9 protein-coding genes are annotated in these 23,912 nt (G+C 30.3%); 7 read left to right on the top strand and 2 right to left on the bottom strand.

From position 1 onward, the window contains the following. On the bottom strand, positions 1-4,068 hold the full coding sequence (locus GQ540_RS07585; protein ID WP_291799657.1) for a thrombospondin type 3 repeat-containing protein: 4,068 nt from the start codon (positions 4,066-4,068) through the stop codon (positions 1-3). An 83-nt stretch (positions 4,069-4,151) separates the two neighbouring features. After that, the gene (locus tag GQ540_RS07580; RefSeq protein ID WP_291799655.1) at positions 4,152-5,213 is read right to left on the bottom strand and encodes a hypothetical protein; all 1,062 of its coding nucleotides are present in this window, start codon (positions 5,211-5,213) and stop codon (positions 4,152-4,154) included. Positions 5,214-5,304: 91 nt separating this feature from the next. Between GQ540_RS07580 and GQ540_RS07575 the strand changes: the two genes are divergently transcribed. The 7 genes from GQ540_RS07575 to GQ540_RS07545 form a co-directional block, all read left to right on the top strand. Next, on the top strand, positions 5,305-6,207 hold the full coding sequence (locus tag GQ540_RS07575; protein ID WP_291799653.1) for an ABC transporter ATP-binding protein: 903 nt from the start codon (positions 5,305-5,307) through the stop codon (positions 6,205-6,207). 2 nt (positions 6,208-6,209) lie between these two features. After that, a complete protein-coding gene (locus GQ540_RS07570; protein ID WP_291799651.1) occupies positions 6,210-7,037 on the top strand; it encodes an ABC transporter permease subunit in 828 nt (275 codons plus the stop codon). 78 nt (positions 7,038-7,115) lie between these two features. Continuing rightward, positions 7,116-12,218 carry a T9SS type B sorting domain-containing protein gene (locus tag GQ540_RS07565; RefSeq protein ID WP_291799648.1) on the top strand — a complete coding sequence of 1,701 codons (5,103 nt, stop codon included), beginning with the start codon at positions 7,116-7,118 and terminating at the stop codon, positions 12,216-12,218. 88 nt (positions 12,219-12,306) lie between these two features. Then, on the top strand, positions 12,307-15,129 hold the full coding sequence (locus tag GQ540_RS07560; RefSeq protein WP_291799647.1) for a T9SS type B sorting domain-containing protein: 2,823 nt from the start codon (positions 12,307-12,309) through the stop codon (positions 15,127-15,129). 7 nt (positions 15,130-15,136) lie between these two features. Further along, on the top strand, positions 15,137-18,793 hold the full coding sequence (locus GQ540_RS07555) for a T9SS type B sorting domain-containing protein (protein ID WP_291799644.1): 3,657 nt from the start codon (positions 15,137-15,139) through the stop codon (positions 18,791-18,793). A gap of 89 nt (positions 18,794-18,882) precedes the next feature. Further along, positions 18,883-22,431 carry a T9SS type B sorting domain-containing protein gene (locus GQ540_RS07550; protein ID WP_291799642.1) on the top strand — a complete coding sequence of 1,183 codons (3,549 nt, stop codon included), beginning with the start codon at positions 18,883-18,885 and terminating at the stop codon, positions 22,429-22,431. Between the two features lie 232 nt (positions 22,432-22,663). After that, positions 22,664-23,912: DEAD/DEAH box helicase family protein (locus GQ540_RS07545; protein ID WP_291799640.1), on the top strand; the 1,249-nt coding region annotated here is incomplete at its 3' end.

The raw sequence follows: 23,912 nt of genomic DNA, 5'->3' as shown, positions 1-23,912 counted from the left end.
TTATTCAATAATTATAGTATAACTTTTAGTTACTTCTTTACTTTCTAATTTTAATAAATAAACACCTTTTGGAATGTGTTTCATTTCAACTTCAATTAACCTTTGATTATTATTTACATATGCTTTTGAAAAAAGTTTACTTCCCAAAGTAGAATAAACAGAGATTGATACAACCTCATCATCAATTGTACCAGTAGCTATTAATAAATTTTGCCCTTGTTTTAAAGGGTTAGGATAGGCAACTAAATTTTCAAATGGAACAATTAAAGTTTCTTTATGTACACCTTGACATAAAACATCGGTATTAATTTTTAATTCATTAACACCCAGTTTTAAATTTAAATCAATAAAATTATCCGTAGTTGTAAAAACTTCGCCATTTAATGTTACATAATATTTTTCAGCTCCTTTTAAAGATACTCTAGCTGTTTTAGATTTTGTATCAACCTTAGAAAAAGCAGATAAATCATCAGGCTCAGTAATACTCGCATTAAAGCAAATTTCAAAATCGTTTTGATTTTCAACAGTTATACAAACTGTGTATTGTCCGGCAGATAAATCATTAAAGTTTGTTGTTGAAGTAAATTGATTAGATTTTGAAACTCCATTTCCAGAAAGTTCTGCTGTATAATTTAAATTTTCAACTGCAGTTATAACAATTGATCCATTATTATTTGATCTACATGTTTCTGAATTTAATTGAAGTTGAAAATTAGTTGCTGGTAGTGTAAATATTTCACAGCCATTAACATCTACAGTTGATCCTATTGGTGTTTCATTACAGTTATCATTTACATTTAACACACCATCTCCATCAATGTCATCATCACAAACATCACCTTTTCCATCAGAATCAAAATCTGCTTGATCTGCATTTGATATTCCTGGGCAGTTATCAATATCATCACTTTTTCCATCACCATCAGTATCACCAAAACCAACTATTGTAAAATCATCTATAATAACACCTTCTTGATTAACAGATTGATCTGAATGAAAAACAAACCTAAATATAACATTTGTTTCGGTAGCTAATGAAGTTAATTCATAAGAATATTCCGTCATAGTTGCATTTGTGCCAGTCCATTGTGCTCCAGGACAATTTTGACAATCATTTGAACCTCCTGAAGTAGCATTGGTACGGTTACTATTATACCAGTTTGGAGAAACTGAGGTTCCTAAAACTTGCCATGAACTTCCATTATTTAAAGAATATTCTACATAAATAATATCCCAATTCTCCTCTAGATCATAAGCCATATTAAACTTAAATTTAGGTGAAAGTATTGATGACAAATCAAAACAACCTGAATATAAGTAGCCTTTTGTTGAGTCAGCATGGTTTCCAGATAAATTAGTTCCATATACATTTGTGCCTGAAGTTGCATTTTTTAATAAAGTTCCTGTTGGTATACCTCTTTTCCAAATACTTTTAGTTAACTCTCCATCATTATAAGTCAACAATTCATTATCTACTTCAAAATCATTAACAAAACCACTTATTCCAGAGGAATTTTGTACTATATAAGTACTTAAAAAATTATTATCTGAATGGGCATCATTTGGAGTGCTTATACTTATTTCAATATTTTGAATTCCAAAAGTAGCTGTTAAATTTTCAATGATAATTATTTTTTTCTCTTGGGGATTTATTAAACCGCTCCATTGAGAAGTGTCTTCAACTCCATTAATTTTATAAGTTACATCAACTAAATTAATAGGAGTTAAACCTTTATTTTCAACATTTAACTGAATAGAAAATTCATTTTCACAAAAAATAATATCTGCGTTTGGAACATCTATACTTAGTAATCTAATATCTGAATCTGGTAACTCTACTGTTAAATTAGACTGCCAAACACCTCTTCCGTAAGTTGCTGCAGTTATTTTTGCATCATCTAATGATATTTCTAAATCTCTTACAGGTACATTTGGTAGGTTATTAAAAAATGGTTTCCATTCATTAATCGTATTATCTAAACGAAATACGCCTAAGCTTGTACCTACATATATTGGATTTTCAGAATGTCTTCCTTGATGGGCAACATCAAAATACGCTTGGTCTGTTGGTAAATTATATGTAATATCAATAAAAGTAAGACCTCTATCTTCCGATTTAAAAACCCCTCTAGCTCCAAAGCCTGAAGTACAAACATAAATAATATCACTATTTTCATTATGAACTTCAATAGCATTGATATTTGAGGAAAAAGTATATCTTTCTTCAAAATTTTGGGCTCTATTAATACTTGCATGAAATTTATTATTTACACCAACATACATATTATCAGAATTTAATTTATCAATCTCTAATACATCTATTAAAGCTTCAAAATTTTGTGAAATTTTAACAAATGAATCTCCTGTAAAGTGATAAACACTACCATATCCCGCATATAATTCACCTTCTTTATTAATTTTCATTGGTGTTACCCAATTTCCATCTTCAGGGCCTGAAAAACTTGAATTTTGAGACATCCCAGCATCCGTAGTTACATTTAATGAGCCTCCGTATTGAGTAAAACCGTAGTATATGTTTTCGTTATTAGGATGCACAGCATTATCCATACCATCACCCCCATGATAATTATTCCATTCTTTACTCTCTGTTAAACCAAACCCTCCATTATCTTGCAATCCTCCTGCCATTTTTGAAGCATTTCTTTTAGAAACTGAAATTCTATAAAACTGACCAATTTGCATTCCTTGTGTATAATCTTGAAATGTTATCCCTTCATCCTCACTTTTATAAAAACCACCATCAGTACCAGCAAATAATTCATTATTAAAAAATCTTAAATAGTGAATATCTGCATGTGTAAAAGCTTCGTCATGTTGATACCAGTTATTTAATTTAGAGAACGAATCTGCTCCATTGGTAGATTTCCAAATATTTAAACATCCTACATATACTTCATCTGGGTTTTGATCAGAAACTGCCAAAGCTAAATCATACCAAGCCTGAGTATTTTCTAATATATCGGTTTCATTTAATGATTTTGTAAATGTTTCACCACTATCAACAGATTTATAAATCCCTTGATATTCATTGGAAGTTGCTGAACTTAACACATAAATATATTCAGCATTTGCTGATGTAACATCAATTACAAACCTACCCGAAGAAACAGGAAGTCCCACATTTTTTTGAATGAAAGAATCTCCTCCATCAATAGACTTATAAAATTTATCAACCGTTACTACATAAATTGTAGTTGGGTCTCCTGGTTTAATTTTAAGATCTTTAATATTTCCTATTTGATTGTTAGACCAATTATTACCACCATCTATTGTTTTATACAATCCAGCACTTGTTGCTACCCATAAAATATTAGAATCACTTGGATGCATATAAATATCATTCATAGAATTTGGTGAATTACTAGGATTTAAACCTGTTTGAACCCAAGTTGTACCACCATCTACAGATTTAAATACACCTGCACTTTCAGTATCAGATGCATCATCATCTCCAGTAGCTATATAAATTATTGCAGAATTATTAGGATCAATTACAATACCAGATACTCCTATTTGTGGCAATTCATCTGATAAAGGAATCCAATTTTGACCTTTGTCAATTGATTTCCAAATTCCACCAGCTGGTGTTCCAACATAAATAATATTTTCATTATTTGGATCAGGAACAATTACATTCACACGACCTAAATTTGCCGTAGAGGTTTTATTGTTAATTATTGTTTTAGGGCCAAAGGATTCCCAATTACTTATGTCTGTTCCACCTTCTATTCCAAAATTAATATGGTTTTCCCAAGTTTTCCATAAATACTCTTTGGAAGGTAAATACCCATCTTTATCTGTATAATGCTTCCAATATTCTTCCCAACGCTTAAAAGGCTTATAACCACTACCTTTTGTGTTGTAATCTTTTCCTTCCCAATATTTATTGAATTCTAAAGAAAGTTGAGGTAATGATAATTTATCAATTTTCGTATTAGACCCTTTGTTTTCGACATTTTTCTGATGCCAAGGCGCGTTATCATTAAATTGAGCATTTGATGTATAATAAAAAATTGAAAAAATTGAAAAAAATAGTATCTTTCTCATGGAGTTATAGGTTTATGGGGTTATAGGTTCATGCAAATATTAAATTATTTATATCATTCTTCAAACTAAATTTTATGAAAATTCTAATTAATTATATACGTATTTACGTTTTCATAATTTCTGGTTACAAAACTAAAAGCAACTTCTAAAATTTCGCCCATGGATTTACAAGCTTTAAAATTTTTATCTTTTGTGTAATTATGCAAATCCATTTTAAGTTGGTGAATTTTTTCAGGAGTAGAAATTTCATCATTAATCATACACTCCATTAAGGCATTTATTCTATCCTGAGAACCTTTTAATCTTCTTGCAATTGCTGAACGTTCTTCTTTTTTATATTGCTCAATAGATTCTTCTTGTAAATTTTCTGAAACCATTTTAACAAACGGGTAGTTTTCTTTAAAAAACTGAGGATAATATACCTTTAAATTCCCTTCAAAACATTGCTGATCAAAATCCATAGCTCTAATCCTATATTCAACTTGGTCAAAATCATAAGAAGCTACAATTACATAATTATAAGAACGCATATCACCTAACAAACGAATCATACACCGTTCATTAAATTTTACAAACTCTTTTGATAATCTTTTTTTACCTCTAACTGAAACCATATCCATATTTTCAATTAAAAACTGATCACCAGGTACACCTAACACATGTTCTTCAATTAAAGTGTCTTTATAAACTAAAAAATTAATGTTGTTGGGTGATAATATGTGTTCTAATTCCAATCCGTAAACTCTAGAAGCATCCGCTTTTTTAATATACAAATACGTATGATTGTCATTTAAAATATTTCTAATTTTAACTCTAAAGGGTTTAGAATTTCCAAAAGTGCAATAGTCAATCCCATCAACAGTTAAAAAAGGTAAAGAATCTTCGCTTCCATCTCCATGTAAAATTAAATACATCCGTTTTAAGCTTAAATCAATTTCTTCACGTTCATGTTCGGCGTAATACACTCTAATCCATAAGGTGTCTTCTCCATTTTTATCATATACTTCTACGGCTCCTACAAAGCGAAGCAAATCATCATAAAAAACAGGAATTTTAATATTTCTGTGATATTCAGTCAAATAATCATACAATCGTTGATTAATTGGGTATGCCGGTTTTTTCTTCGACATTAATTTTTCTTCCATGGTCAAAATCTATTAATACATCCAAATTTAGTATATTGCTGTAACATTTTTGGTTAAATGTCGTCTTAATTTTATACTAAACAAAAAAATATTGGAAACAATCATATCTCTACGCGATCTTAATAAAAAATTTGGAAACATTCATGCAGTAAACAATTTGTCTTTTGATATACAAAAAGGAAACGTTTATGGAATTTTAGGTCCAAATGGAAGTGGAAAATCAACTACACTTGGTATTATTTTAAATGTTGTTAATAAAACTTCAGGAAGTTTTAATTGGTTTGATGGTAGTTTATCTACACATGAAGCATTAAAAAAAGTAGGTGCTATTATTGAGCGCCCAAATTTTTATCCATACATGACGGCCATTCAAAATCTAAAATTGGTTTGTAAAATAAAAGATATTCCTTTTAGTAAAATTGAAGAAAAATTAAAGACTGTTAACTTACACGAACGAAGAAACAGTAAGTTTAAAACTTTTTCATTAGGTATGAAACAACGTTTAGCTATTGCTTCTGCCCTATTAAATGATCCTGAAATTCTAATTTTAGATGAACCCACCAATGGGTTAGACCCACAAGGTATTCATGAAATTAGAAAAATAATTAAAGATATTGCCGGTAATGGAACAACTATTTTATTAGCTTCTCATTTATTAGATGAAGTTGAAAAAGTGTGCTCACATGTAGTTGTTATTAGAGAAGGTATAAAATTATATGCTGGTAGAGTAGATGAACTTACAGCTTCAAATGGGTTATTTGAACTTAAAGTTGAAGAAAATTCAGAAAAATTATTAGAGCTACTTTCAAATTTTGAAGGAATTGCTTCGACCAAAAAAGGTGAAGAAAATAAAATTATTGCTACTTTAAACAAACCGGTTTCAGCTTCAGAAATTAATAACTATTTATTTAAAAATGGTATTGTATTGTCACATTTGGTAAAACGCAAACCAAGTTTAGAGCAACAATTTTTAACACTAACTAACAAAAACTAACAATGCTACGATTACTTAATATAGAAATTCATAAATTAAAACATAGTAGAGCAAGCCGAGTATTAATCCTTATCTATTTTATTTTATTAACTTCAATTGCTTTAATTGCGGCTATTAAATTTGATATTGGCCCAATACAATTTCATTTGGCTGAACAAGGCATTTTCAATTTTCCATACATCTGGCATTTTAATACATTTGTTGCTTCACTTTTCAAATTCTTTTTGTTATTGGTAATCGTTTCAATGATGGCTAATGAGTATAGTAACAAAACGTTAAAACAAAATTTAATTGACGGATTAAGCAAAAAGGAGTTTGTACTTTCAAAATTTTATACCGTTGTTCTACTAGCACTCATTTCAACAATATTTGTGTTTTTTGTATCTGTAATTCTTGGATATATTTATTCAGATTTTAATGAAATTTCTATTGTTACTACCGATTTAGAATACTTAGTTGCATTTTTTGTGAAATTGGTTGGGTTCTTTTCTTTTGGGTTATTTTTAGGTATTTTGGTTAAAAGAAGTGCATTTGCAGTTGGCGCAATGTTAGTTTGGGCTATGATTGAAGGTTTTGTAAAAGGAATGAGTTATTGGAAATTAAAAGATTATGTTGATGAAATTATGCAGTTCTTTCCATTAGAAGCTATGGCAAATCTTATAAAAGAACCTTTTACAAGATTAGATGCGGTTAAAGCTGTTGCTAAAACTGCTGGTGAAGATTTATCCAAAGACTTTTCTGTTCAACCACAAGATATTTTAATTGTACTTGTATGGACTGCCATTTTTGTGTATTTATCATATGCTTTACTTAAAAAAAGAGATTTATAATTATTTTTTAAACCTTTTAGTTTATTATACGTGTAATTTGTACATTTACTGCTTGTAGATGTATTATTTTACCCATAAATGAACGCAAAAAAATATTTAAAATTAATTCTATTATTTTTCTTTGTTTTAACTTTCAAACAAATTTCTGCTCAACTTAGTAAGGTTCATTTTATACCTCCATTAACTTATGCAGAAAATGGAAATGCAAACCCAGAGAGTCAATATATTTATATTTCTACACCAAATAGTAATGCTATAAACTATACTATAAAACCAATTGGTGAACAAAGTGCAAATTATATTATTGGACAAGTTTCAAACTCAGCTCCTGCTGAAATTTCATTAGGAAGTGGTAATACACCCTTATTTATTCCTTCAAGCCAAACAAGTACGCCAATAAATAACAAAGGGTATATTATTGAAGCTGAAGATGTTATTTATGCATCTATAAGAATGAATGCTGGAAGTAGCGCACAGGCCGGCGCATTAGTTAGTAAAGGACTATCGGCATTAGGAACCGTATTTAGAGTAGGTTCTTATACTAATGAAAACCCACAAGACAACTATTTAAACTTTGTATCAGTAATGGCTACTGAAGATAACACTTCAATAGTTTTTGATGATTTACCAACCGGAATTATAATTAAAAATTATACCGGAAGTTTACCAATAAATACCATGCTTAACAAAGGTGAAAGTTATACACTTGCCACAAATAGTTTTGACAGCCAAATAAATAGAGATGGACTTATTGGTACGCTCGTTCAATCTAACAAGCCAATTGTGGTTAATTGTGGCTCAGCAAATGGAAGCTTTCATAATGGTGGTGGTAGAGATTATGGAATTGATCAAATAGTTGGATTTTCTAAAGTTGGAAACGAATATATTTTTGTAAAAGGTGATGGATTAAATGAGTGGGAAAATATACTAATTGTTGCGCATTTAGATAATACTGCTATTTACATACATGGAAACACAAATGCAGCTACCACAATTAATGCTGGAGAATACTATTTAATTGAAGGGGATAACTACAGTTCAAATGGAAATATGTATGTGCAAACATCTAACAATGTATTTGCATACCAAGGAGTTGGCGCTACAACTAATGAAGCCAACCAAGGTTTATTTTTTGTACCGCCATTAAGTTGTGAAAACAGAGGGAACTTAGACAATATTGCAAATATTGGTGAAATTGGTACAATACAGTATACTGGAGGTTTATCAATTGTTACAAAGGTTGGAGCAACAGTATTAGTTAACAATACACCAATTACTAATGCTCCAAATACTATTACTGGAAATAACGACTATGTAACTTACAAAGTTACCGATCTCTCTGGTAATGTTTCTGTTCAAAGTACAGATGAGCTTTATTGTGCTTACTTTAATTTTAATGGTGCAGCAACATCAGGAAGTTTTTATTCAGGATTTCCAGCTGCTCCTGAAGTAAATTTTAAAGCTACTTTTCAAACATTAGGAGCCTGTATTGGAAATGACTTAAAATTATCTGTAGCAAATATGGGTAATTTTGATAGTATTGAATGGTGGTTTAATGATGGAACTGGATATATATCTACAGGAGAAAAAACTATAGAATATATACCTACTTTACCTGGAACTTATAAACTTATTGGAAAATTAGATTGTTCAGGGTTAACTCTAGAATCTTTTGAAGTTCCAGTAAGTACTTGCCCAGATGATACTGATAATGATGGAATTATAGACAATATTGATATAGATAATGATAATGATGGTATTTTAAATTGTATTGAATCCTATGGAAATCAAACTATTAATTTATCCAATTTAAATAATGGAAGTTTACCCGTTGGTAATTTTAATTATACTGGAACTATTACAACAAATGGCAACGCTGCCTCAACTCCTTTTATGGGTTCTAATGATGGTACTTTTATGAGTGAAGTTCCCATTAAAAATAGTTCATTAGAAACAAGTGCTACTTACAATTTAAATTTTAACAACAACTTAAATTTACAACTAGCATATGCTTCATCAAACACCTTAGGAAGTGGCTTACTTACAAATGATGAAGAATTTATAATTCAAGTACCAAATAATAAAACAATAACACTTATAAATCCTGACAACCAATTATTAATTGATACTGATTATGATGGTATTTATGAAAACAATATCACTCAATTTTCCTCCTTTGAAATTAGATTTAAGCTTGCTTCAAGTTCACTGCCAATTGGTTCGGGAACATTTAAATTTAAAGCTAGTTTAATTGATTCTTTTACCATCACTCATAAAAATAATTCAGAAACAAATAGCAATCAGGCTACTTTCCAAATTTCAGCTACTTGTGTACCTATTGATCACGATAATGATACTGTAATTGACTCGTTTGATTTAGATAGTGACAACGATGGTATTCCAGATATTATTGAATCACAAGGAGCTAATTACCTTCCGTTATCAAATATTGATGACGATTTAAATGGTTTGGATAATATTTTTGATAGCAATGCAATTTCAATTGATACAGATAATGATGGCGTTCAAGATTATTTAGATTTAGATAGTGATAATGATGGTATTTTTGATTTAGAAGAAACCGGAAATCTTGGTAGTTATTTATCGGATACCGACTTAAATGGTATTGTTGATTGGCAATCAAATACAGATATGAATGGTTTGGTAGATAGTGCTGAAACATTTCCAGATAGCGGTATAATTGCGTATGTTTTAAATGATATAGATGCAGATTTATATTTTAATTATATTGATTTGGATAGTGATGGAGATGGCTGTAGCGATGTAATTGAAGCTGGGTTTTCTGATGCAAATAATGATAATTTTATTGGAGACACTTCAGTTCTCGTAAATACATTAGGCGTAGTTACAAATACCAGTGATGGTTATACTTGGCCAATAAATACAAACTATAGCACTGCGGCGCCAATTTCAATTATTCAACAACCTGTAAATACTGTAGTTTGTGCAGGATCGGACATATTAATTACTATTGAAACTTCAACTATTAATGCTATTCAATGGCAAGAAAGTACAGATGGTATTAATTGGACTACTATTACTAACAATACATTTTATAATGGAGCAAACACTGCTCAACTACTTATTTTAAATACACCATTAAACTATACTAACAATAAATACAGAGCTCGTTTAGATAAAAATGGAAATAGCTGTGGATTGATTTCAGAAATTGCAATACTTACAGTATATACGCTGCCTATAGTTGCAACTACAGTTATTTTAAAACAATGTGATAATGATACTGATGGTAAAAGTTTGTTTAACTTAACCGAAGCTATCAATAAAATTTCTTTAAATGCTATTCATGAAAATTTCACCTTTTTTTTAACCTCAACAGCAGCAGATATTGGAGACAATACAAGTGATGATTACATTTCAAACCCTACAAATTTTGAAAACAGAACAGTTAATACGGATGTTATTTGGGCAAGAGTTGAATCTCAATTTGGGTGTGCTTCAATTAGTGAAATAGAATTAATAGTTTCTACTACAGGAATTCCTGCCACATTTCAAAAAAGTTTTAGTGTATGCGATGATTTTTTAGATAAAAACGGAAATAATACTGCAAATAATAACGATAGAGATGGTATAAGTAGTTTTGATTTTAGCAGTGTAAATGATGAAGTTATCGCTATTTTTCCTACAGGTCAACAATTAATTATTAACTATTATAGAAATGAAAATGATGCTTTAGCCGAAGAAAATCAAATTATAGACATTTCAAATTATAGAAATATTGGGTATCCACATTCCCAACAAATTTATATTAGAGTTGATAGTGAAATAGATAATGATTGCTTAGGTTTTGGAGCTCATATATCTTTAAATGTTGAAGAACTTCCAGTTGCAAACCCAGTAACAATTGAACGCCAATGTAATGAAAATCAAGATGGAATGTATCCTTTTGATGTTTCATTAATTGAACAAGATGTATTAAACGGTCAAAGTATTTCTAATGTTTCTATTAACTATTTTGATGAGAACAATAATCAATTACCAAGTCCATTACCAAATCCATTTTTAACAACATCACAAACAATTACAATTAGAGTAACAAATAATACTACAAACGCAAATAACGGACCTTGTTTTGATGAAACTACACTAACTTTTATTGTTGACAAAGCCCCTATGGCTAATTCTGTAACAACTAAAACTGCGTGTGATGATATATCAAACGATGGAATTTACGATTTTGATACCTCAACAATACAAACAACTATTTTAGGAAGTCAAACAGGAATGGAAGTTCATTATTTTAATGAACTTGGAATTGAATTACCAAGTCCTTTACCAAATCCATTTTCAACATACACACAAACCGTTACAGCAAAAGTCATCAACCCAATTAATACAACTTGCATAGCCACAACCAATTTTAATTTTATTGTAAATCCACTACCTAATTTTAACATTGAAACTCCAAGAATTATATGTTTAACTGAACCTGCTACCATAATAACGTTAGATGTTTCACCAGAAGATAATTCAGAATTATTAGATTATCAATGGACTAATGAAACCGGGCTCATACTATCTACCAATGAATTTCTTGAAGTATCTATACCAGGAATTTATTTTATTACACTTACAAAAACAAACGGAAGTGGTTGTTCAAGAACAAAAGAAATTAATGTTAACCCATCAGAAATAGCTATAATTAATTTAGAAGCTATTACTATTGATGATGATTCTGATAACAACACAATAACAATTTCAACTACCAACTTAGGTATTGGCGATTATGAATTTTCACTAGATAATAAATATTATCCCTATCAAGATGAACCCTATTTTGATAATGTAAAAGCTGGTATACATACTATTTATGTAAGAGACAAAAACAATTGTGGAACTGCACAAATTGAAGTTTCAGTTATTGGCTTCCCTAAATTCTTCACTCCAAATAACGACGGCCATAATGATACTTGGAAAGTACTTGGCGTAAATGAAAATTTATACACAAGTGCTACAATTTACATTTTTGATAGATTTGGAAAACTAATCACTCAAATTAACCCTAAAAGTGAAGGTTGGGATGGTTTATTAAATGGTAAACACCTTTCTTCAGCTGACTACTGGTTCACAGTTCAACTAATTGACTTAAATGGAAATATAAGAGTTCGCAAAGGTCATTTTAGTTTAATAAGAAAATAACTTTTCTATTAGATAAATACTTCACAAAGTTTAAATAATTATAAGACTTATTCTTACATTTGAAAAAATTAGTTTTATTATTCTTCAAATGAAAAAATTTATTTTAGTAATCACCTTATTCTGTGCACTTCACAGTTTTGCACAAGGCGAAGCTAATATCTGGTATTTTGGAGAAAACGCAGGAATTGATTTTAATAGTGGATCTCCTGCAGCTTTAACAAATGGTAATTTAAATACACGTGAAGGCTGTTCAACCTTTTCAAAAAGCAATGGCGATTTACTTTTTTATTCTGATGGAACTACAATTTGGAATAAAAATCATAACCCAATGCCAAACGGAACTGGACTTGCTGGGCATCCTTCAAGTACACAATCTGCAATGATAATTCCAATTCCAACTAGTCCAAACTTATATTATCTTTTTACTGTTGGATCGCCTGTAAATGATGGAGAACCTGGTTTTAATTATTATACTATTGATATGAATGCTGATGGAGGTTTGGGTGATATTGTGAATGGCCCTGTAGATTTAACCAACGATAATGCTGATAATTGGTCTGAAAAAGTTGCTGCTATTAAAGGTGAAGAATGCAATACTTACTGGGTTTTATCATATGCCATTGATACATTTTATGCCTATAAAGTAACAAGTACTAGCGTTGAATCTCCAATAATTTCAACAACTAATTACACTGCTTTAGACAGACGAGGTTATTTAAAAATTTCTCCTAACGGAAAAAAAATAGCTATTGCGCACATGAATAATAATTCAAATACCCAGCCAGGCGGATCATTATTTTTGTATGATTTTGATAAAGCAACAGGAATAGTTTCCAATAAAAAAAAATTAGCATTAATAGCCCCAGGAAATTATCCTTATGGTGTAGAGTTTTCATCAAGTAGTGAAAAATTATATGCACATGCTTCTAATGATTTTTGGAGCAGTGATGCATTTCAATATAATAATCCTGCAAATCACATTTCAACACTTTATCAATTTAATTTAAGTTCTAATGTAACTTCTGAAATAAACTCTTCAAGAGTTATTATTGATTCTCAGAATTTATTTAGAGGAGGATTACAATTAGGACCCGATCAAAAAATATACAGAGCTTTATCTAAAACCTACAATGAAGGAATTCCATTTTTAGGTGTGATTGAAAACCCTGAAGAAGATGGTGTTGCTTGTAATTATCAACCTTCAAGCATAGATTTAAATGGAAACAATTCTACACAAGGTTTACCACCATTTATTGCTTCTATTTTTTCTCAAGTTGAAATAATTGGTAATGATAGTAATTCATTAACTTCTATTTTAAATAATCAAACCAAACATTTATGTATTGGAGATAATTTAACTATAGTACCCGAAGATTTAACGGGTATAATAACTTACAATTGGTATTTTAACAATAACTCTATACCTTTTTCAGATCAAGAAACTATCTCCTTTAGCAATGCTACATCTGCCATAAATGGAGTTTACAAATTAGTAGTTACACAAACAGATACATGTAATATTACAAGTACATTAGAAGGCGAATTCTCTATTGAAGTTCACAATCCACCAACAATAAACGCTCTTTTCACATTAAAACAATGTGATGAAGATGGAATTGCTGATGGTATCACAGATTTCAATTTAAATGAAGCTACAAATTTTTTAACGTTGGGAGATAATACATTAACTGCTACTTATCATTCAACATTTAATGAAGCAAATTTTGGGTTAAACCCGCTAATTACTTCTCCTTTTTCAAACAAAACTCAATCAATAGTTTGGGCACGTATTAAAAGTATTTATGGATGCTATAGTGTTGCCGAAATAAATTTACTTGTATCAACAACACAGTTATCTGACAATTATTTAAAAATAATGACCCTTTGTGATAATGATGCAATTGATGATGGTCTTTATTTTGTAGATTTAGATCAAAATTCAGCTGATATCATAAATCAATTTCCTTTAGCCCAAAACTTATATGTTTCGTATTATAGAAATTTAGTTGATGCACAATTAGAAGAAAATGAAATTCCAAAAAACGAACCCTATTTTAATGAAACTCCTTACAACCAAACTTTATATGTAAGAATTGAAAGTAACGATAATGGCGCATGTTTTGGAATAGGCCCACATTTAAGATTAGTAATAAATGGAAAACCCGAATTTGAAATTGATGCCACAGCAATTTATTGCCAGAATTTAGAACCAATAACCATTACGCCGTTTAATGAATTAGGCAATTATACGTACGAATGGAAAAATGAAAACGGTGGAATTATTAGTAGTAATAGAGCTGCAATAATAACAAGCGAAGGTACATATTCAGTAATTGCTACTTCGCAAGAAGGTTGCAAATCATTCCCTAAAACTATCACTATTGAAGCTTCAATAATTGCAATACTTTCTCCAAATGATATTACAGTAATTGATGATTCTGAAAATAATTCTATCACAATTTCAACAACTAATTTAGGAATTGGAGATTATGAATTTGCAATTCAAAAAGAAAACGAATTTATAAGTTATTATCAAGACGAACCTTATTTTGAAAACTTAACACCAGGCTTTTACACTGTTTTTGTGAGAGATAAAAATAATTGCGGTACTTCACAAATTGAAGCATCTATAATTGGTTTTCCAAAATTTTTTACACCTAATAATGATGGTTCAAATGATACTTGGGCAATTTTAGGAACTAATGAAAATTTTTATGCCAACTCAATAATTTATATCTTTGATAGGTTTGGAAAATTGATAACACAAATTAGCCCTAAAAACGAAGGTTGGAACGGCACATTTAATGGTAAACAATTACCTGAGACAGATTATTGGTTCTCAGTTGAACTAATTGACAATAATGATAATATAAGAATCCGAAAAGGTCATTTTAGCTTAATAAGAAGATAAAAAATTCATGAAAAAAATTTTAACCCTAATTTTACTTTTTACAACGCCCCTATTATTTAGTCAAAATGATTGTGTTGATGCTTTAATTGTTTGTGGAAACAGTGGCTACCAAGATTTAGATGCAACTTCTTTTGGAATACAAGAATTAAATGGTTCAAACACATGTGCAAGCCAAGAAAATCATAGTATTTGGTTTAAATTAACTATTAAAACTGGCGGAACTTTAGGTTTTACATTAACTCCTAATTCAACTTCAATTATTGAAGATTTTGACTTTTTTATTTTTGGACCTGATGTAACTTGCGGTAATATTGGACAAGCAATTAGATGTTCAACTACAAACCCAAACGCAGCTCTTCAAGGAAATAATTTAACAGGTATGAATGGAACTGAAATTGAAACTTCAGAAGGACCTGGAACTGATGGAAATAGCTTTGTTAGATGGTTAGATGTTTTAGATAATGAAAGTTATTTTTTAGTTATTGACAGACCTGTTGGTGACAGTAATTTTAGTATTGAATGGACAGGAACTGCTTCTTTTTCTGAGCAGCCAACATTTGAAACACCTATAAGCAGCACTATAAACCTAGAACAATGTGATAACGATTTAAGTTTAGATGAAGTTTCACAATTCAACCTTACTCAAAACGATACCAAAGCAATAGGAACTCAAAGTAATGTTGTAGCAACATATCACACTTCAAACAACGATGCTTTAATTGGAATAAACAAAATAGTAACTCCAAATTTATTTGAAAATACTAGCAACCCACAAACATTATTTGTTCGGCTAACAAACACGATAACTGAATGTTTTAGTGTTGCAGATTTTACTGTAACAGTCACAACTATTCCAATAGGAACAGCAACAAATTTAACTGCTTGTGATGCTGATAATGATGGTTTTTACACTTTTGATTTATCACAAAATGATGCAAACATAAATTTAGATTTAGTTAATAATACTATTAGCTATTTTGATAATGAAACAGATGCTTTAACAAATAATAGTGCTAATAAACTCTCTGTAAATTATACAAATAGTACCGCTTTTACTTCTGAAATTATTTGGGCTAGAGTTCAAAATACAGTTTCAGGATGTTACAATGTTACATCATTTTCTATCTTAGTTTATAAATCTCCAAATAGTATTCAGCCAACAGATATTATGCAGTGTGATGATGATTTTGATGGTTTTTATCAATTTAACATTGCAAACTTAAAAGACAGTGAAATACTTGGCTCTCAAAGTCCTTCTGAATTTGAAATCATTTATTTTACCAATCAAATTGATGCTGATAATAATACAACTGCCAATGCAATTACAAATCCGTATACAAACTCTTCATCTTACAGTATTGATACAATAATTGCCCGTATTCAAAACATCCAAAATAAGAAATGTTATGAAACCTTAAGTTTTACTTTACAAGTTTTTGAAATGCCTAACCCGCCTTCAATAATTTCAGTTTTAGGAAAATGTGACAACACTTCAATTGGAACAGATACAGATGGCCTTATTATTTTTGATTTAACAGAAAAAGAATCAGAAATTTTAAACAGCCAAGCAGCAACCGATTTTACAATTTCATATTTTAGTGATGCTTCACTTTTAAGTCCAATTTTAAATCCTTCAACATTTCCAAACACAGCAACAATACAACCTATTTATGTAAAAATAGTGAACAATTTTAATTCAAATTGTACTGCAATTACAAATTTTGATATTGAAGTTTTTAAACTACCAACAATTACAAATATCATAACATTAAAACAGTGTGATGATAATAATGATGGTTTTAGTATTTTTAATTTAAACGAAGCAAATACTAAAATTTCAACCAATGCTATAAATGAAGTATTTACTTATTTCAACACATCATTAGGAGCTGACACAAATGATAGTGCTGAATTAATTTTAAATCCCACAACCTATAATTCAGCCATAAATACAGATATTGTTTGGGCTAGAGTTGACAACACAAATGGATGTCATCGTGTTTCAAAAGTAGATTTAATAGTTTCAACAACTAACATTCCTTCAACCTTTCAAAGAGCGTTTTTTGAATGTGATGATTATGTGAATAATACAGATGATGAAAAAGATGGTATAACTACATTTAATTTTAGCAGTGTAAACAATGAAATAATTACACTTTTCCCTGTTGGACAACAGTTATTTATAAATTATTACAGAAATGAAGCTGATGCCTTGGCTGAAGAAAATGCAATTTTAGACATTTCAAATTACAGAAATATTGGCTATCCAACTACTCAAACAATTTATATTCGTGTTGATAGTCAGTTAGATAATGATTGTTTAGGTTTAGGTGCTCATATAACTTTACATGTAGAGCCAATTCCTATTGCAAATACAGTAACTATTGAAAGACAATGCGATGATGATTTTGATGGCTATTTTCCTTTTGACACTTCTACAATTGAAACAACAATTTTAGGTACACAAACAGGAATGCTTGTTACTTATTTTGAAGAAAATGGAAATGCTTTACCTCTTCCACTTCCAAACCCATTGTTAATAAATAGCCAAACTATTACAATTAGAGTTACAGATAGTAACTCTGTAGATCCAGATGGTTCTTGTTTTTCTGAAACAACTTTGCAATTTATTGTAGATAAAAAACCTGTTGCCAATACAATTTCTAACTTTATTGAATGTGATGATGACTTAGATGGAATGTATAATTTTGACACTTCAACAATTCAAGCTACAGTTTTAAATACACAAACTGGCATGGTAGTTTCTTATGCAGATGAAAACGGAAATTTATTACCAAGCCCGTTACCAAACCCATTTTTCACAGCAACACAAACAATAACAGTTCAGGTTGAAAATAGTTTAAATTCAAATTGTATGGCTGAAACCACCTTTGATTTTATTGTAAATCCAACACCTGAATTTGAAATTGATGCCACAGCAATTTATTGTCAAAACTTAGAGCCAATAACAATTACTCCGTTTAATGAATTAGGCAATTACACGTACGAATGGACAAATGAAAATGGCGTAATTATTAGCAACAATAGAGATGCAATAATAACTAGCGAAGGTGAATATACAGCAATTGCTACTTCAAATAAAGGCTGCAAATCTTTTCCACAAACAATTATGGTTGAAGCTTCAATTATTGCAACACTTACACCTAATGACGTGATAATAATTGATGATTCTAAAAATAATTCAATCACAATTTCAACAACTAATTTAGGAATTGGAAATTATGAATTTGCATTACAAAAAATAGGTGAATTTATAAGTGTTTATCAAGACGAGCCCTATTTTGAACAATTAGTACCAGGTATTTATACTATTTTTATTCGCGATAAAAACAATTGTGGTGTTGCAACACTTGATGTCTCTGTAATTGGGTTTCCAAAGTTTTTCACTCCAAATAACGATGGTTCTAATGATACTTGGGTTGTTTTAGGTGTAAACGAAAATTTTTATGCAAGCTCAACTATTTATATTTTTGATAGGTTTGGAAAACTGATAACACAAGTAAACCCAAAAGGCGAAGGTTGGAGTGGTTTATTTAATGGTGTACAAGCTCCTTCAACAGATTATTGGTTCTCTGTTGAACTCATTGATAATAATGGAAATGTACGATTAAGAAAAGGTCATTTTAGCTTAATTAGAAGGTAAATGACACAATATTTTATTAACTTTATGGTTATAAGTTCTTCTTAAGAAGAGTTTTAAACATTTTTAACATCAAAAAAAAATCTCTTACTATGAAAAGAGTGCTATTTTTTTTGTTAGCCATTTTCCCCCTCATATCATTCTCCCAAAATGAAGCAGCAATTTGGTACTTTGGACAATTTGCTGGGCTAGATTTTAACTCTGGAGTTCCTGTAGTATTAACTGACGGGCAAATAAACACGTTTGAAGGTTGCGCTACAATTTCAGATTTTCAAGGAAATTTACTTTTTTATACTGATGGTGTTACCGTGTGGGACAGAACACATAACATGATGCCAAATGGTACCGGATTGTTAGGAAATACATCAAGTACACAATCTGCAATTATAGTTCCAAAACCTAATAATATAAATCAATATTACATTATTAGCGTTGATAGTAGAGGGTTTTCAGCTTTATCTGCAAATGGTATTAGATATTCAACTGTAGATTTAACGTTAAATGGCGGATTAGGCGATGTTATTGCTTCTGAAAAAAATATAGTCCTCGTTGCTCAAGCTTATGAAAAAGTAACAGCTGTACAACATGCCGATAATAATTCCTTTTGGATAATTGCCTTTATTGAAGATTTATTTTTAGCTTGGAGAGTTGATGCAGCAGGTATAAATACAACACCTGTAATTTCAAATGTTACCAATGCACCCGATTCTAGAGGTTATTTAAAAATTTCACCTGATGGAAATAAAATAGCTTGTGCAAACTTTGGAAATACTCATAGCTTAATGCTTTATGATTTTAATGATGCTACTGGACAAGTAACCAATGAAATTCAACTAGCTTTAGATGATGCAAATGATGTTCCATATGGCGTAGAATTTTCTACACAAAGTCAAAAACTATATGCTACTACAAGTCAATTAAATGGAAATGAACATATTACCCCTGGTAAATTAGTGCAATATGATTTGTTAAGTCCAACTGTTTCTAATTCTAGAGTTTTAATACATACTTCAAACATTAATACAAGAGGAGCTTTGCAGTTAGCCATTGATGGCAAAATTTATAGAGCTTTATCAATTTCAGGAACAGCGCAAGAAGGTACCGCTTTTTTAGGAATTATTAACGATCCAGAAGCAGATGGTTTAGCTTGTAATTATGTTCCGGATGCACTAGATATAAGTGCTGGAGATCCTACAAGAAAGGTTGTTGAAGGCTTACCTCCATTTATACAATCATTCTTTTTAACTTCAATAACAGCAAATGATGTTTGTTTAGGTAACCCAACTCAATTTAGTTTAAGTTCAACAGCAATACCAACAAGTGTTCTTTGGGATTTTGGAGATCCATCAACCGGAGTTGATAATACATCCTCAGCATTAAATCCAACACATACATTTTCTTCATCAGGTATTTTTACAGTCACTGCAACAGTAACAATTGGCACTGAAACTACTATATTAACTTTAGATGTTACTATTTACAACCTTCCAATAGTAAACTCACCTGTAACGCTTATTCAATGTGATGATGATTTAGATGGTGCTGTTGACTTTAATTTAAATGAAGCCAATACATTAATTTCAAATGAAAGTCCTGCTCCAACAATTACTTATCATTCAACTGAAAACGATGCTATTAATTCAGCTAATTTAATAGCTAACAGTACAAACCACACTGCAACTACTGGTGATTTTGTTTGGGCAAGAATTGAAAATGCTGCCAATTGTTTTGCTACTGCTCAAGTTTTTTTAGAAGTTACAGCTACAAATATACCAAGCGGATTAATGTTTACTTTTAATGAATGTGATGACAATATTGATGGAGATGAAACAAATGGTATCACAACATTTAATTTTAGCAATGCTACAACCCAAATTTTAAATGCGTTACTTCCTGATACAAATTTAACCGTTGCTTATTATGAAAATATAACCGATGCTTTAGCGGAACAAAATAGTATTGATGCTACAAATTATTCAAATACAATTTCACCTTTTACGCAGCAAATAGTTGTTAGAGTAGATAATATAGCGAATGATTGTTTTGGGCTAGGTTACCATGTAACTCTTAATGTAAATCCGTTACCACAATTTGATTTATTAAGCACAGTAGATTTTTGCTCTAATGTTGTAAACCCAACAATAACTATTGAAAACCCATTATCAACTTACAACTATACTTGGAGAAATGAACTAGGAAATAGTATTGGTAACACACCTGCAATAACTGTAAATTCTAGTGGTTTGTATCGTGTAACAGCAACCAACACAACTACAAATTGTGAACAAACCAAAGAAATTCAAGTTACTTTTTATACAGTTCCTGTAGTCACTTCTCCTGTTCATTTAATTCAATGTGATGATGATTTAGATGGCATTGTAAACTTTAATTTAGAAGAAGCAAATACCATAATTTCTAATGATAATCCTTTGCCAACTATTACTTATTTTATATTAGAAAGTGATGCTATAAATAATATGAGTCCAATTTTAAACACAACCTCTTTTTCAAATAGTACAACTTCAACGGTTTGGGCAAGAGTAGAAAATTTTACAAATTGTTTTAGCACTGCCCAAATAAATTTAGAAGTGCTTACCACAAATATACCAACTGATTTAATGATTTCTTTTAATGAATGTGATGATAGTTTTGATAATGATACCACCAATGGTATAGCTGCATTTAATTTTAGTGAAGCCACAAATCAAATTTTAGCTAGTTTATTGCCTGAAACTGATTTTATAATAACATATTATGAAACCATTGAAAATGCTTTAGCTGAACAAAATAATATAGATGAAACCAACTACAGAAACACCTCGCCTTTCACTCAGCAATTAGTTGCAAGAGCCGATAAATCAGATGGTTGCTTTGGCTTGGGTTATCATGTGTCTCTTCAAGTGCATGCTGTTCCTGAATTTGATTTAGGAAACGAAATAACATTGTGTTTAAATGCTTTAGAACCTATTATAAATCTTGAAAACCCTAGTGGAAATTATGAATATATTTGGGAAAATGAATTCGGAATAACTGTTGGAGATACTCCTGAAATAGAAATACATACGGCAGGAAACTATTCTGTAACAGCAACTGATATTGATGGTAATAATTGCCAAACAACAAAAACAATTACTGTAATTAGTGCCCCAATTGAACCCTTACTAAATTTTGATATACATAACATTCAAATTGTAGATAATTCTGATAATAATACCATTACAATTTTAACAAATAATTTACCTAATAACAATTATGAATTTGCTTTAGATGATGAAGAATTTCAGTTAAATAATGTATATGAACAAGTTTCAGGCGGACTGCATACAGTTAAAATAAGAGATATTGAAAATTGTTTAGAAGCTGTAGTTCAAATCTCAGTTATAAGTATTCCTAAATTTTTCACCCCTAATGGAGATGGTTTTAATGAAACTTGGCACGTAACTGGTATTGAGTTTCAACCAACTTCTAATGTGTATATTTTTGATAGGTTTGGAAAATCTATTAAAATACTTGACCCTCTTGGTCCTGGCTGGAATGGTTTATACAATGGAAACCCCTTACCTTCAACAGATTATTGGTATAAAGTTGAGTTAGAAGATGGTAGAGTTTTAAAAGGTCATTTTAGTTTAATTAGACGTTAATTCTATTTTTTCAAAATTGCTTTTTGTCTATCATTTACCAAATACAATTTTACTTCAGGAATGTCTTCCTCCTTAAATTTAGAATCTCTTGTACTAATTTCCTTCCCACGACTTTGGAAATGTGTTTTAAGCAACTATATTTAAACTCAGAAGAAAAAAAACCAACACTATACATTTATAAATACATTTCATACTATGAATTTAGAAACTAAAATTACATTATTTTTGCAATATGCAATTCAAATTAGAATCAAATTTTAAACCAACTGGAGATCAGCCAGAAGCTATTAAACAGCTAGTAAACGGTATTCAAACCAATGAAAAACACCAAACATTATTAGGTGTAACTGGTTCAGGAAAAACATTTACGGTTGCAAATTTAATTCAAGAAGTACAAAAACCAACCTTAGTTTTAGCGCATAATAAAACCTTAGCGGCACAATTATACTCAGAATTTAAACAGTTTTTCCCAAACAATTCTGTAGAGTATTTTGTCTCCTATTACGATTATTACCAACCGGAAGCTTATTTACCCACCACCGGAACTTACATTGAAAAAGATTTATCTATAAACGAGGATATTGAAAAGCTACGAATTAGTGCTTCATCTGCACTACTTTCAGGAAGAAGAGACGTAATTATTATTGCTTCAGTTTCTTGCATTTACGGTATTGGAAATCCTGTTGAATTCAAAAAAAATATTATTTCTATTGAAAAAAATGAAGAAATTTCTCGCACCAAATTTTTACACCAACTAGTTACAAGTTTATATTCTAGAACTGAAACCGAATTAAGCAGCGGTACTTTTAAAGTAAAAGGAGACACTATAACCGTGTATCCATCTTATGGTGAACACGCTTATAGAATTCACTTTTTTGGTGATGAAATTGAAGAAATAGAAAGTTTTGATGTTGAAAATAATCAAATTGTAGAAAAATTTGAACAACTAAATATATACCCTGCAAACTTGTTTGTAACTTCTCCTGATGTGTTGCAGAATGCAATTCACGCTATTCAGGAAGATTTAATGAAACAGTATGACTATTACAAAGAAATTGGTAAACACCTAGAAGCAAAGCGTATAAAAGAACGTACTGAATTTGATTTAGAAATGATTCGCGAACTAGGTTATTGCAGTGGAATTGAAAATTATTCGCGCTATTTAGATGGTCGTGAACCAGGAAGCAGACCTTTCTGTTTACTAGATTATTTCCCAGACGATTATTTAATGATAATTGATGAAAGTCATGTAACAGTGCCTCAAGTTCATGCAATGTATGGAGGGGATAGATCGCGTAAAGAAAATTTGGTTGAATTTGGATTTAGATTGCCTGCTGCGATGGATAACCGGCCATTAAAGTTTGATGAATTTGAAGAAATTCAAAATCAGGTGATTTTTGTAAGTGCTACACCAGCCGATTATGAATTACAAAAAACAGAAGGTGTTTTTGTTGAGCAAGTAATTAGACCAACAGGTTTAT

This window comes from Lutibacter sp., assembly GCF_013139515.1.
In the GTDB taxonomy this organism is placed as follows: Bacteria; Bacteroidota; Bacteroidia; order Flavobacteriales; family Flavobacteriaceae; genus Lutibacter.
Note: the sequence above shows the minus strand (reverse complement) of the source record. Positions and strands in the feature narration are given on the sequence as shown.